Genomic DNA, 13,329 nt, shown 5'->3' with positions numbered 1-13,329 from the left:
CGACCCGGCCGCGCTCGCCGTCTGGCAGGGCGCGGTGGAGGCGCTCGCCGACGGCCTGCTGACGGCGGTGACCCTGCTCGACCCGCGCGTCGTGATCGTCGGCGGCGGTCTCGCCGAGGCCGGCGACACCCTGCTGGTGCCGCTGCGCGCCGCGCTGCGGAGGCGGCTCAGCTTCCAACGGGAACCGGCGCTGGTGCCGGCGGCACTCGGCGACGTCGCCGGCTGCCTGGGCGCGGGCCTGCTGGCCTGGGAACTCCGCGCACGAACGCTGCCCGGTTCCGGTACCGCCGGCGTGGCGGACCGGGCGAGTACGACGACGGCGACGTCCGCACACACCACGGACCCGGCGACGGGCCGTCGGACCGGTTCCGCGGCGACCGCCGCGCACGACCACGACGCCGGCCCGCCTCCCGGCGGGTCCGCCACGACCGACCCGACTCCCCGGAGGTTCGACCAGTCATGACGACCGAGACACAGCGCACGGTGCTGACCGGGGCCCGCGTCGTCCTGCCGACCGGTGTGGTCGAGGACGGCCGGGTGACGGTGGCGGACGGCCGCATCGTCACCGCGCGGCCGGAGGACGAGCCCACGCACGATCTGACGGGCCACTGGGTGACCCCGGGGTTCGTGGACATGCACGTCCACGGCGGTGGCGGCGCCTCGTTCTCGGCCGGCACGGTCGAGGAGGCCCGCACGGTGATCGGGACGCACCGCGCGCACGGCACCACCACGATGGTCGCCTCGACCGTGACCGGGGACCTCGCCGACCTGGCGCGGCAGGCGGGCACGCTCTCGGAACTGGTGGAGGACGGCGAGCTGGCCGGCCTGCACTTCGAGGGGCCGTTCATCTCGGCGCACCGCTGCGGCGCGCACCAGCCGTCCCTGCTGCGCGACCCCGACCCGGCGGACGTCCGCAAGCTGGTCGACGCCGCGCGCGGCACCGCGAGCATGGTGACGCTCGCGCCGGAGCTGCCGGGCGGGCTGGAGTCGGTGGCACTGCTGCGGGACCTGGGCGTGCTGGCGGCGGTCGGACACACCGACGGGGACTACGACGTGGTGCGGCGGGCCGTAGACGCCGGGGCGAGTGTGGCGACCCACCTGTTCAACGCGATGCCGCCGCTGGCGCACCGCGCGCCGGGCCCGGTCGCGGCGCTGCTGGAGGACGAGCGGGTGACGGTCGAGCTGATCGACGACGGCACCCATCTGCACCCGGCCGCGCTGCGGCTGGCGTTCCACCGGGCGGGGGCGGACCGGGTGGCGTTCATCACCGATGCGATGGGCGCGGCCGGAATGGGCGACGGCCGCTACCCGCTGGGCCCGTTGGAGGTGGACGTCACCGACGGGGTGGCGCGGTTGGTCGAGGGCGGCGCGATCGCCGGTTCCACGCTGACGCTGGACCGGGCGCTGCGACGGGCCGTGACGGTGGACGGGATCGGGGTGGCCGACGCGGTGCGGGCGCTGGCCGGGACCCCGGCCAGGATGCTCGGCGTGGACGACCGGGTGGGCTCGGTCGAGGTGGGCAAGGACGCCGACCTGGTGGTGCTGGACGACGGCTTCCGGGTCGTGGGCGTGATGCGCAAGGGACGGTGGCTGCGGGAACCGGCAGCGGTCCCGACCGGCTGACCCGCCCTGGGTCGCCGAACTCAGGAGCGCGGCGCACGCACGGCAGCGGCCCCGGCGCCGCGCCCCTCGCGGGGTGCGGCACCGGGGCCGTCCGGGTGCGCGCCGCGCTCCGGGGCGCCGACCGTCACCAGTCGACGGCGCCGTCGCGGTTCTCGGTGATCTCGATGCGGTCGATGAGGACGTCGCAGCCGTCGCTGGAACCGCAGCCGATCTGGATGAGGTTGGAGCCCTCCTGAAGGGTCACCTCGTTGTAGGTGCGGGTCCAGTTGTCCTTGTACGAGCCGCCGGAGCGGTAGTCGCGGAAGTTGACCTTGTCCGACCGGACGGTGTCGTTGATGGCGAAGCTCATCTCCTGGTCACCGTCGTTCATGGTGTAGCCGACGTAGAGCCGGTAGGTGCCCGGGGAGCCGTCGAAATCGAACCGCCAGCTGACGGTGGCCTGCTCGGCCTCCAGGCCGGCGATGTAGCTGCCGTCCGGGCTGCGGGCGCCCTCGACGTGCTGGCCGCCGAGAAGGGCGCCGTTGCGGAGGTCGAGGTCGGAGGTGAGGTCGGCGGTCGGAAGCGCACCACCGGTGTTCTCCTCCTCGCCTTCCGGCTGCTCCTCGTCCTCGCCCTCGTCGCCGGGCTCCTCCTCGGTCGCGTCCTCCTCGGGATCCTCCCCGCCCTGCTCACCGCCGTCGGGTGCGACCTCGCTGCCGCCGTCGTCGGCGCGGTCGTCGCCGTCGCCGTCACCGCTGAAGATCAGCGCGGCGCCGACGCCGATGACGACGGCCGCGACCACCGCGATGGCGCCGATGAGGAGCGTGTTGCGGCGCGGGGGCTCACCGCCGGGCTGGTAGGGCCCGGGGCCGCCCGCCGCGTGGTAGCCGCCACCGCCGGGCTGGGTCTCGGGAGCCGCGTAGTAGGGGTCCTGGGGGTGCTGGTGCAAGGGTGCGGGCTGCGGGTAGCCGTAACCGGTGCGCTGTCCGCGTCGTTCACCGACGGGGCGCACATCGTGGTACGAGGGCTGCTGGGGCCCCTGGGGCGGCGCCGCCTGGCCGTCCTGCGGACGGTAGAGGTAGCCGAAGGGGTCCTCGCCGCCCTCGGGCCGGCCGTTACCGTTGTTCCCCGCGCTCATCTCCTGCGCTCCCATCGTCCCCGCCCTGGTCCTTCGAGGCCGAGCCTACAGCGTTCGTGGCACACAGAACGGCACGGTGGAGGTGCGGACGGCCACACCCGGCTCCGACCGGCGACTCAGCCTGCCCGGCGCCGGTGGTGGGGGCGGGACCGCTTCTCTATGTACATGCGCTGGTCGGCCGACTCCAGGATCTGCTCCGTCGTGGTGCCGCAGGCGGCCCACCCGATACCGAAACTCGCGCCGACCCGCAGGACGCGGTCCTCCACGCGCATCGGCGGGATGATCGCCTGCCGGAGGCGGACCGCCAGGTCGGACGCCTCCGCCGCGCCGAGGCCGTCGGCGAGCACGACGAACTCGTCGCCGCCGAGCCGGGCGACGGTGTCGTCGTCCCGCACGGCCCGCAGCAGCCGCCGCGCGACCTCCTGGAGGGCGGCGTCGCCGTAGCCGTGCCCGTGCCGATCGTTGATCGACTTGAAGCCGTCGAGGTCGCAGAAGAGCACCGCGAGGCCCTTGCCGTCGCTGCCGGGGGCGTCGGGCGGTACGAGGTGCTCGTGGTGGTCGTAGGGGGGTGGCGCCGGGGTCCCCAGGCCGGTGAAGGCGTCGGTGGAGCGCAGCGGCGGGCCGTCGCCCGGTCGGTCGCAGATGCGACTGCCGAGCCGCTGCCGCAGCTCGGCGCTGTTGGGGAGACCGGTGAGGGAGTCGTGGCTGGCGCGGTGCCGGAGCTGGAGCTCGTGGCGCTTCCGCTCCTCGATGTCCTCGACGTGGGTGAGGAGGAAGCGGGGGCCGTCGGTGGTGTCGGCCACGACGGAGTTGCGGAGCGAGACCCAGACGTAGGAGCCGTCGCGGCGGCTGAGCCGGAGTTCGGCACGGCCGCCCTCGGCCGAGGTGCGCAGCAGCACGCCCATGTCCTCGGGGTGGACGAGGTCGGAGAAGGCGCAGCGGCGGAGCAGCGTCATGGGGCGGCCCAGGAGGCGGCACAGCGCGTCGTTCACGCGGAGGAGCAGCCCCTCCTCCTCGCCGCCGACCTCGGCGATGGCCATGCCGCTGGGCGCGTACTCGAACGCCTGCCGGAAGCTCTCCTCGCTGGCGCGGAGCGCCTGCTGCTCCCGTTCCAGCCGTTGCAGCGCGCGCTGCATGTTGCCGCGCAGCCGGGCGTTGGATATCGCGATCGCGGCCTGGGAGGCGTAGAGCTGGAGCGCCTCCCGTATCCAGGGCCCGGGGCGGCGGCCGTTGCTGGGGCGGTCGACGGAGAGCACGCCGAGGAGTTCGCCCTCGGCGGTGGCCATGGGTGCGTAGAGCAGGTCCATGGGGTGCCACTCGTCGGGGTAGCGGGGGGCGGGCCCGGTGCTGGTCCAGGTGGGGACGTCGTCGTCCAGTGCCCAGGACTCGGTGTAGGGGATGAAGCAGAGCTCGCCCCAGCGCTCGCCCATGCCGAGCCGCCGCTGCCACGACTCCCGGGAGCCGGTGCGGCCGGCGAGGTTGGTCTCGACCTCGGTGTCGCCCGCGACGGCCGCAACCAGCAGGTCGCCGTCGGGGCGGACGAGGTTGACGGCGGCGAGCTCGAAGTCGACGGCCTCGACCACGCCGTCCACGATCGTCTGGAGGGTGGCGGCCATGGAGCGGGCGGTGTTGAGACGAGCCACGGCATTGTGCAGTTCGCGCAGCGATGCCAGGCGGACGTACGGCTCGGTCTCCGTTCCCATTCACACCCCCAGCCGAATGCACATGCAGATACACAGGCCACTGAATCACAGCGAGCTGTGCGCTAGGTACACAGGGTCAATCAGAACTTTGCTGCTGTGATCCATGTCACACAACGGTGGTGCTCGGTCGCGCGACGTAGGTCCACGCGCGTCCCACTGGTACCACCGCCCGATGCGCGGGCGCGCCCACGGCGGTTACGTTCTTCCCTGTGTTCAGTAGCGCGGAGAGTCCCAGGAGTATCACCGGAGCCGACGGTGCCCGGACGCCGGGGGCGGCGACCATCGCCGCGCCGGTGCCCGCGGCGCAGCCCCCGAGCGGTCATGCTGGAGGGGTGAGCCAGGACGAGTTCCGTGCCGCGATGACCCGCTTGGCGGCCGGGGTGGTGCTGGTCACCGCGCACGACGAGGAGGAGGACCCGATCGGTGCGGGGGCGGGCATGACCGCCACCTCGTTCCTCTCCGTGTCCCTGGAACCGCCGCTGGTCATGGTCAGCGTGCGCACCGGTTCGCGCATGGCCGACATCCTCGACCGCCAGGACCACTGGGCCGCCTCGCTCCTCGCGGCGGGGCAGCACGCGCTGGCCGGACGGTTCGCCATGAAGGGCAGACTCAGCGACCGGCTCATATTCCGCGAGACGCCCCACGACATCGGCGAGCACACCGGCGCCCCACTGCCGCACGGCGCCCTGGCGTCGGTCGAGTGCCGCACCGAGCAGCGGGTGACCGCCGGGGACCACACGCTGTACATCGGCCGGGTTCTGGCGACCCGGCTGCCGGCCACCGCCGACGGCCCCCTGTTGTACTCGCGCGGCAGGTACGGCGCCCTCGGCTGAGGGTCGCGGACGCGCCCCGCCCCGCCCCGCCCCGGCGTGACCGTCCCCGGCGCGCCCGGGGTGGTACCGGAAGGCGCGCAACGGGCAGTGGCGGTCGGTCAGTCCCAACCGTCCCCGGTCCGCCCCCGCTTGACGTCGCCCCGCGCCTTCTTCTGCCGCAGCCGCCGCTCGTTGGAGCCGCGCGACACCTTGCGGCTCCGCCGGGCACGCGGCGGCGGCGCGACGGCCTCGGCCAGCAGCGCCGCCATCCGCCGCGCCGCCTCCTCCCGGTTGCGCCACTGCGAACGGAAGGTCGACACCCGGACAGTGAGGACACCGCCGCGGAGCCGTCCGGCGAGGCGCTCCAGCGCGCGTTCCCGCAGCGCCTCCGGCAGCGCGCCGGTCGCCGCGAGGTCGAAGCTCAGCTCCACCCGGCTGTCGCTGGTGTTCACGTGCTGTCCGCCCGGGCCGGAGGAACGGGAGAACCGCCAGCTCAGCTCGGCCTCGGGCAGGTACAGCGGCCCACCCGCGCGGCCGGAGCCGTCGACGGGTGCCGCTGCGATGACATAGGGCCCGGGCATGGGGGCAATGATCCCCCTCGGGGGCGCTCCCCCGCACCCCGTTATCGGCGGGCGACGGCGGAACGCACGCGCGGACCCGACCCGTCACCCCGCGTACCGCCCGCAGGTGGACCCCGGGGGGCGGGAACCAGCCGGGGCCACGAGCCGTTGGCAAAGAAACGGTAACGTCGGGTCCGGACACGACTCCGTGCCCCCGCAACGCAACGCCAGATAACGACCAAGGGGATCTACTTATGGTTGTGAGCCTCACCAAGGGCGGCAACGTCTCGCTGAGCAAGGAGGCCCCGGGCCTGACCGCCGTGACCATCGGTCTCGGCTGGGACACGCGCACCACCACCGGCGCCGACTTCGACCTCGACGCCTCCGCCATCGCCGTGGACGCCGGCGGCAAGGTCGTCTCCGACGGTCACTTCATCTTCTACAACAACCTGATCTCCCCGGACCAGGCGATCCAGCACGCCGGTGACAACACCACCGGCGAAGGCGAGGGCGACGACGAGGAGATCAAGGTCTTCCTCGACGGTCTCGGCCCCGAGATCGACAAGGTCGTCTTCCCGGTCTCCATCCACGACGCCGACGCGCGTGGCCAGAGCTTCGGCCAGGTCCGCAACGCGTACATCCGCGTCGTGAACCAGGCCGGCGGCACCGAGATCGCCCGCTACGACCTGACCGAGGACGCCTCGACCGAGACCGCCATGGTCTTCGGCGAGCTGTACCGCAGCGGCGCCGAGTGGAAGTTCCGCGCGGTCGGCCAGGGTTACGCCTCGGGCCTGCGCGGCATCGCGCAGGACTACAGCGTCAACGTCTGAGCCACCACGGCCCTGCGCGCCGGACGCCGGCCGACGCCCCGCAGCGGGCCCGGCCGGCGTTCCCGGGGCCGGCGGCCACCGGCGGCGGGCTGTGCCCGAACCGCCCGGCCCCCGCGGACCGCCGGGAGGCCCCGGCCGCCCGCGTGACACGATGGACCGGTGCTCGACATCGGCTACGCGCTCTCCCGTCGCTTCCCGGACCCGCCCCAGACGGAGTACCGCACCGCCGACGTGCGGTCGCTGCGCCACGACCTCTTCTGCGGCGACGTCTACCTGGCCGACACCGTGACCGACGAGGAGCTCTCCACCTCCTGGGGGTGGGTACCCGTCCTGGACTTCGCCTGGGCGCTGTGCGACATCGCCGAGCGGCTGGACCGCGATCCCATGGGCAGCCGGGCCGCGCGACCGCAACATGCGGAGCTGGACTTCACCGAGTCCACCGAACTCCTCCGGTTCGAACGTCGGTTCGGCCATGTCGCCGTCCGCGCCGACTGGGACCGCGAGGAGGGCCCCACCCTCTCCGTGCCCCACAGCGAGCTGCGCCGCGAGTCGCGGGACTTCCTGCACGACCTCGTCGCCGACCTCACCGACATGCACGAGGAGCTCGACCACAACCCGGCCGTCTGGGACCTGCTCGCCCGCTTTCCCCGGGTCTGACGCCGCGGCACGCCGGACGCAGCCGTCAGGGGACGACCCGCAGCCCTGTCGCCGCGGCCAACGCGGGGGCGAGTTCCAGCAGCTGCGCGGGGCTGACCACCGCACCGGCCAGCTCGGCCACCCCACGACCGACCTCCAGCCGCGCCGCGCCCCGCAGATCTACGTCGCGCAGGGTGGTGCCCGCGAAGTCGGCACCGCGCAGCTCGCACCCCGCGAACGACACCCGCTCCAACCGGGCGCCGGAGAAGTCCGGTTCGACCAGCACGCAGTCCTCGAAGCTGACGTCGGTCAGCCGTGCCTGCCGCAGGTTGAGGTAGTCGACCTTGCCGCCCCGGAACCGGACGCGGTCCAGCCGCGCGGCGCTCAACTGCACCCCGCCGAGGCGGGCGTCGAGGATCTCGGTGTCGCGCAGCGTCGCCTCGGCGAGTGCCGTCCCGACACCTCGGACCCCGGTGAGCAGCGAGTCGACCAGCCGTGCCCGGCGCAGATCGGTCTCGTCGAGCGGGCAGCCGCGGAGCACGCACCCCAGCAGCGTGGCGCCCCTGCCGGACCCGCCCGCGAGGTCGGTGCCGTCGAACTCGACCCCGTCGCAGTCGGCGCCGGGTTCCAGGTCGTACCGGTCGCCGGGCCGCAGGACCGGCGTCTCGTACACGGGCGGGCGCGGTGGGGCCACCGCCGGCGCGGTGGGCTCACCGCCGCCGGTGGAGCGCGTCGATCGGGCGGGCCGGGGTGAGGTGGGCGGTGCCATCCCGCCAGTCTCACCCACACCACCGACAGCCGCTGCGCCCCGCCGCGCGGCGGCGTGCGGCGGTCGTGCGGCGTGTGGCGGGGAGGGCCCGCGTCCGCACGGCGCCGGCCCCGTGCCGGCTCACCGACTCACCCGGCCGTCGGCGCTCCGGAGACCGCCGAGAGACCGCCGCCGGAGCTGCCGGGGCCGGACCTGCCGGAGCCCCCGCTGCCGGGGCTGCCGGTGGGCAGCAGCAGTTCGGTGACGGCGCCGCCGCCGAGGGGGTTGGCACGGTGGACGCGGGCGCCGAGCAACCGTGCCTGCCCGGCGACGATGGTCAGCCCCAGGCCCGTTCCCCGCCCCCGCTCGCGCGCGGCGGTGCGGAACCGCTGGGGTCCCTGGGCCAGGAGTTCGACGGGGAACCCCGGGCCGTCGTCACGGACGCGCAGCAGCGGACCGTCCACCTCCAGTCCCACCGGCGCACCGCCGTGGCGCAACGCGTTGGAGAGCAGGTTGGCCAGGACCCGGGCGACCCGGCGGGGGTCGGTGCGTACCTCCGCGTCGGCGGTGACGGTCAGGGTGATCGATTCGCCCCCCGCCGCCTCGGGGAGCTGGTCGGCACAGGCTGCGACCGCCTGCCGCGCCAGTTCGCTGGTAAGGCAGCACTCGAACTCGGCCTCCTCCACGCCGGCGGTGTCCAGCCGCGCCACCTCCAGCACGTCCTCGACCAGACGCCGCAGGGTCCGGGCCCGGTCCCGCACCAGTTCGGTCGGCCTGCCCGGCGGCAGCAGCTCGGCCGCGGTGACCAACCCGGCGACCGGGGTCCGCAGTTCGTGGGCGATGTCCGCGGTGATCCGGCGTTCCGCCTCCAGTCGCACCTGGAGCGCGTCGGCCATGGTGTTGACGGCGGTCGCCATGCGCGCGATCTCGTCCCGGCCGCGGGGTCGGACGCGCGCCGCCAGGTCGCCCTGGGCGATGCGCTGGGCGGTCCGGGCCGACCCCGCGATGCGACGGCCGCCGACGGTCGCCAGCAGCAACCCGAGCAGGCTGCCGAGCCCGGTGGCGATCAGACCGGCACCCAGGAGAGTCCGGTCGAGCGCGCCCAGTGCCTCTGTCTGCGGCAGGTAGCTCTGCCGGACGGCGAGCACCGTGGCGGGCCCCTCCGCCGCCCCCGGCGCGCTGTCGACGGGCGCCGCCGCGTCGTCGGGCGGCGGCACCGGCGAGGGGCGCTCCAGCAGCGCCGCCCAGAGGACCGGTTCGCCATCGGAGTGGTCCAGGAGCGTTGCGCGCACCGGTCGCGTCTCGATGGTGTCGCGCAGGAGCTGCGGCAGCTCCGGCGGGTTCACCAGCACGCCGCCGTCGATCATCCGCTCGTAGTCGGCGACGGCGGCGAGCAGCGAGGCGTCGAGGTCGCGGCGGGCGGTGTCGAGCTGGGTGCGCGAGGTCTGCTCGTGGACCAGCACACCGATGACGGCCGCCACCAGGGCGGCGACCGCGGCCACACTGAGCGCGAGCTTGCCGCGGAGACCGAGCAGCCCCGGACGGACGCACCGCACGGTGACACCCTCCGGGTCGGCCCCACCGCCCGGCCCGCAGCCGTCGTGAAGACGGCTGCCGCGAACGTCGGCGTGGTGGCTCTCGGCCCCGACCGGCGGGGCCGAGCGGTCCGTGCCGCCCCGCCCCGGCGGCGTGCGACGGCCGGTGGCGGGGCCGGTGGCGGGGTCGGTGGCGGGGTCGGTGGCTGCCACAGCCGGTCACGGCCTCAGCTTGTAGCCGAAACCGCGGACGGTCTCGATACGGTTGTGCCCGACCTTGGCCCGCAGCCGTTGCACGTGGACGTCGACGACGCGGCTGTCGCCGCCCCAGCTGTAGTCCCAGACCCGCTCCAGCAACGTGGAGCGGCTGAGCACCACCCCCGGTTCCGCGGCGAACTCCAGCACCAGCTTCAACTCGGTGGGTGTCAGATCCAGTTGACGGTCGCCGCGGCGCACCTCCAGCGACCGCGCGTCGACCGTCAGGTCTCCGGCCCGCAGCAACCGCTCCGGCGCGGCCTGTTCGGCGGGGGCGGCGGCCGTCGGACCCGCCCCCGGACCCGCGCGGCGCAGCGCGGCACGCATCCGGGCGACGAGCACGGCGGTGTCGTAGGGCTTGGTCAGGTAGTCGTCGGCGCCCGCTTCCAACCCCTGGACCACGTCGATGGGGTCGGTTCGGGCGGAGATCATCAGCGCAGGGACGCCGCTGGTCTCCCGGATGCGCCGCACGAGGCTGACGCCGTCGAGTTCGGGCAGCATCACGTCCAGCACCGCCACGTCCGGCGGGCGGGCGCGGAACATCTCCAGCCCCGTCAGGCCGTCGGCCGCGGTGCGCACCCGGAAGCCGTGGCGTTCCAGCGCCATGCCGGTCGCCTCCCGCAGTACCGCATCGTCCTCGACCAGCAGCACCTCCGGTGCGGGGTCCGGCGGCGGGTGGGGCGGTCGGCTCACGGGCGCTCCTCGTCCAGGACGACGTCGGGTGGGGCAGGTCGAGTGCGGGCGGGCCGGGTCCGTGCGGGCCGGGTGGTGATCGGGGCCGTGAGTGCGGGCGTCCGGCGTCGGGCGTCGGACGTCAGCGGAAGGGCGCGTACAGCTCCAACCCGTCGAGTTCGGCGGCCCGGTTCTCGGGAAGGCCGTCGGCCTCGACCGTGACGCGGGTGTAGTAGGCGACGCGCTCGCGGACGGCGGGCGCGTGGAGCTCCACGGTCGCGGGGTAGCCGCCCTCGCAGTCGGGCAGGCACCAGGTGCCCGCGACCGAGCCGGTCGCCCGCGCGCTGGGTTCGCCCCAGGACTCCCACCGCAGCCCGGTGAGCGAGACGAACTCGGTGACGGCGAACCGCTCCGGCCGTTGCAGCGGTTCGCCCGCCGCGTCGCTGACGTACAGCGGGCGGGAGTCGCGGTCGACCGCCGGAGCGGGGCCCTCGACGTGCGGACCGGGGTCCGCCGCACAGCCCGTACCGGCTGCGGTCGCCAGAGACAGCAGCGCCGCCGTCACCAGGGCGCCCGGGCAAGGCCGTCCGGGGTGGCGGGTCCGCCGGATCGACCGCATGCCCCACCCCCGTCCGTCTCGCCGGGCCGCGCGCCGGCCCTCGTGCTCGTCACCCCGGGCGGGGCCGGGCGGGGCGGTCAGGGGAGCTGGAGCGGGCGCTCGCCGTCCAGGTCGTCCGTGCGGAACTCCCCCGCGTCCGGTGCGTCCAGATCGAAGGCCGCGAAGTAGACGTCACCGTCCACCTCGGTGGGTCCCGAGAGGACGACGGTCGCGTCGAACGGCTGGTCCGCGCAGTCGGGCAGGCACCACATGCCGCTCAGCCGCCCCGTTCCCACCGCCCGGTCGGCGCCCCACTCGGTCCACTCCATGTCCTGGAGCGAGGAGTGCTCGCTCAGCACCAGGTTGGCGGGCTCGCGCTCCGCGGCACCGTCGGCGTTCTCCTCCCCGTAGAAGTTGACGACGTAGGGACCGTCGGTGTCCTCCGCGGCGGTGCCACCGGCGCTGCCCGGGGTCGGCTCCTGCTCCGCCGGGGCGGAGGTGTCCGCGTCGCCCCTGCCGCCGTCCGCGGTGTCCGGTTCGCCGGTGCCGCCCGTCGTGGTGCCGGGGGTCTCGGGGGTGGTCTCGGCCGAGACGTCGGTGCCGGTGTCGTCCCCGCCGCAACCGACCGTGGAGAGGGCGAGGACCACCGCGCCGAGCAGGGCGACGACGGGGCGCGCACGGCGTCCACCGAGCAGAAGACGCCGCGCCCCCACGGCGGTTCGGCGCCGGGCCGTGCCGGGGCTGGTGATGCCGGGGTGTCCGCTGTAGGTCATGCCGTACCTCCGTGTGTCCACCGTGCGCTGCCGTCAGGTCCGTGCGGGCGGCCCCGCGGGGCCGTGGTCCGTGGTCCGTGGTCCGTGGTCCGTGGTTCCCACGCTAGGCACCTACCCCGGCGATCGCCCGGCGGCGACGTAACAGCCGGCCATCATTGGCGCGGCAGCCGCTTCACCGGGCGGCGCCGGCGCGGGTGGCAGCACGGCCGTGCGAGGGGTAGCCGCCCGGCCGAGGCGTGACACGGGGAGGGTGTGAGCCGTCGGAGCGGGCGGCGCTGCGACGAGCCGGCGGGGCCGAGGCCGGGGAGAGATGGGCCCCGCGGCCGAGGCGACGAGGAGGCGGAGGCATCCACAACGACGCCGGCGTGCGGGCGCGACGAACGGGCCGCTCACCGTGACGATCCGGGGAGCGGCCTGACCAGGCCCGCGGCCGGCGGTGCGGACGCGGGCGAGAACCGGGAGGGAGCGGCGGGGAACGAACCGGCCCGCCGCAACAGAGCGGCGCCGAGCGTCGCGAAACGCACGGAACTACCGGCCGGCACCCGCTCGGGGTGGCCGGGCCGGTGGCATCAGGGCGCTGCCGGGCGCCCGGCGTCTCAGCCGACCACCTCTTCCGCGCGTTCGACCACCGCGTTGAAGTCGTCGGGCGCGGGGGTGTACTGCCACTTCAGGAGAAACGCGCCCACGACGGCCACCGTGTGGGTCTGCCCGATGGTGTCCGCCCAGTGCTCGGCCGACTCACCGCCGGCAAGCTGGTACACGGACAGGGTGTCGGTGCTGATCATCTGCTCGCAGGCGTGGTCGCCGATGTCCTCGCTGTCGCAGCTGTGCGTGGTGTCGCGCGGGTTGGGCATCTCGGTGACCGCGGCGAGGTCGTTGGCAAGTGTCTCCGCGGTGACCCCCGGCGCCGTGGCGGCCGAGGCCTCCTCGCCCTCACTGCCGCAGGCGGTGAGCACGAGAACGGCGGAGACGGCCGCGGCTGCGGCGAACGGCGCCAGCAGGCGGGGGCGGAGCCCGCGTCTGTCGCGGGTCCTCTCGGTGACCGGCCCGGCCGTCGTCGTCCACGACGGTGGGGAGGTCGTTCCGGCCGTCCGGGCCGGAGCGGGGCGCTGGTGACGGGCTGTCACTGTGGTGCGTGCCTTGCCGCGGCTGGACGGCTCGGGCGCCTCGGATGTGCGGGGTTCATCCATCACTACGATCAACTCATCTTGCTCATCGTGTATTTGGAACCCGTACAGCTTGGCATGCTCACGTCGGAATTACAGCCGCACCCCCGACCGAAAGTGATCGGTCGTAGCGCCTGCGTGGTCATCTCGACGAGCCACCCCGCCCGGCACCCACCAGCGGAACAGCGGCGCAGAGCCCGGAGCGGCGCAACCACCGATCGCTCTCACACCAGAATCAGCCGCCTCAGTTCCCTCAGCCTGTCACCGAATGGATGTGACACGCAACACCCTGAAGGCAACT

General features: G+C 74.4%; 14 protein-coding genes. 5 read left to right on the top strand and 9 right to left on the bottom strand.

Features of this window, described 5'->3' with window-relative positions:
• Together HCJ92_RS06870 and nagA are read left to right on the top strand one after the other, a co-directional pair.
• Window positions 1-463: ROK family protein (locus tag HCJ92_RS06870; RefSeq protein ID WP_167932538.1), on the top strand; the 463-nt coding region annotated here is incomplete at its 5' end.
• Window positions 460-1,623 (top strand): N-acetylglucosamine-6-phosphate deacetylase, encoded by a 1,164-nt coding sequence (nagA, locus tag HCJ92_RS06865; RefSeq protein WP_167932537.1) that lies wholly within the window; start codon window positions 460-462, stop codon window positions 1,621-1,623. The genes HCJ92_RS06870 and nagA, both read left to right, overlap by 4 nt.
• A 124-nt stretch (window positions 1,624-1,747) precedes the next feature.
• Here nagA and HCJ92_RS06860 read toward each other — a convergent pair whose 3' ends face one another.
• Window positions 1,748-2,755: a carbohydrate-binding protein gene (locus tag HCJ92_RS06860; protein WP_167932536.1), complete on the bottom strand. Its 1,008-nt coding sequence runs from the start codon at window positions 2,753-2,755 to the stop codon at window positions 1,748-1,750.
• Window positions 2,756-2,856: 101 nt separating this feature from the next.
• Complete coding sequence (gene cdgB / locus HCJ92_RS06855) at window positions 2,857-4,443, bottom strand: diguanylate cyclase CdgB (RefSeq protein WP_167932535.1); 1,587 nt, start codon at window positions 4,441-4,443, stop codon at window positions 2,857-2,859.
• A 332-nt stretch (window positions 4,444-4,775) separates the two neighbouring features.
• On the opposite strand from cdgB, the gene HCJ92_RS06850 reads away from it, so the two are divergent.
• A complete protein-coding gene (locus tag HCJ92_RS06850) occupies window positions 4,776-5,276 on the top strand; it encodes a flavin reductase family protein (RefSeq protein WP_420824679.1) in 501 nt (166 codons plus the stop codon).
• 98 nt (window positions 5,277-5,374) lie between these two features.
• On the opposite strand, the gene arfB is transcribed toward HCJ92_RS06850, so the two are convergent.
• Window positions 5,375-5,836, bottom strand: a complete 462-nt coding sequence (gene arfB / locus HCJ92_RS06845) for an alternative ribosome rescue aminoacyl-tRNA hydrolase ArfB (protein WP_167932534.1) — start codon at window positions 5,834-5,836, stop codon at window positions 5,375-5,377.
• A gap of 233 nt (window positions 5,837-6,069) precedes the next feature.
• Here arfB and HCJ92_RS06840 point away from each other — a divergent pair, with 233 nt between their 5' ends.
• Window positions 6,070-6,645 carry a TerD family protein gene (locus tag HCJ92_RS06840; protein ID WP_167932533.1) on the top strand — a complete coding sequence of 192 codons (576 nt, stop codon included), beginning with the start codon at window positions 6,070-6,072 and terminating at the stop codon, window positions 6,643-6,645.
• 159 nt (window positions 6,646-6,804) lie between these two features.
• A complete protein-coding gene (locus HCJ92_RS06835) occupies window positions 6,805-7,302 on the top strand; it encodes a hypothetical protein (RefSeq protein WP_167932532.1) in 498 nt (165 codons plus the stop codon).
• A gap of 25 nt (window positions 7,303-7,327) precedes the next feature.
• On the opposite strand, the gene HCJ92_RS06830 is transcribed toward HCJ92_RS06835, so the two are convergent.
• The 6 genes from HCJ92_RS06830 to HCJ92_RS06805 all read right to left on the bottom strand — a co-directional run bounded on the left by HCJ92_RS06830 (window position 7,328) and on the right by HCJ92_RS06805 (window position 13,052).
• Complete coding sequence (locus HCJ92_RS06830) at window positions 7,328-8,050, bottom strand: pentapeptide repeat-containing protein (RefSeq protein ID WP_167932531.1); 723 nt, start codon at window positions 8,048-8,050, stop codon at window positions 7,328-7,330.
• 128 nt (window positions 8,051-8,178) lie between these two features.
• Entirely contained in the window at window positions 8,179-9,777 is a 1,599-nt protein-coding gene (locus HCJ92_RS06825) for a sensor histidine kinase (protein ID WP_338054056.1), read from the bottom strand.
• Between the two features lie 6 nt (window positions 9,778-9,783).
• Window positions 9,784-10,512, bottom strand: coding sequence for a two-component system response regulator CseB (gene cseB, locus HCJ92_RS06820; protein WP_420824678.1), 729 nt, complete (start codon window positions 10,510-10,512; stop codon window positions 9,784-9,786).
• A gap of 121 nt (window positions 10,513-10,633) precedes the next feature.
• On the bottom strand, window positions 10,634-11,056 hold the full coding sequence (locus HCJ92_RS06815; protein WP_167932530.1) for a hypothetical protein: 423 nt from the start codon (window positions 11,054-11,056) through the stop codon (window positions 10,634-10,636).
• A gap of 131 nt (window positions 11,057-11,187) precedes the next feature.
• The gene (locus tag HCJ92_RS06810; RefSeq protein WP_167932529.1) at window positions 11,188-11,862 is read right to left on the bottom strand and encodes a hypothetical protein; all 675 of its coding nucleotides are present in this window, start codon (window positions 11,860-11,862) and stop codon (window positions 11,188-11,190) included.
• A 596-nt stretch (window positions 11,863-12,458) separates the two neighbouring features.
• Window positions 12,459-13,052, bottom strand: a complete 594-nt coding sequence (locus tag HCJ92_RS06805; protein ID WP_167932528.1) for a hypothetical protein — start codon at window positions 13,050-13,052, stop codon at window positions 12,459-12,461.
• Window positions 13,053-13,329: the final 277 nt, after the last annotated feature.

The organism is Streptomyces spiramenti (assembly GCF_012034385.1).
Lineage (GTDB): Bacteria > Actinomycetota > Actinomycetes > Streptomycetales > Streptomycetaceae > Streptomyces > Streptomyces spiramenti.
Note: the sequence above shows the minus strand (reverse complement) of the source record. Positions and strands in the feature narration are given on the sequence as shown.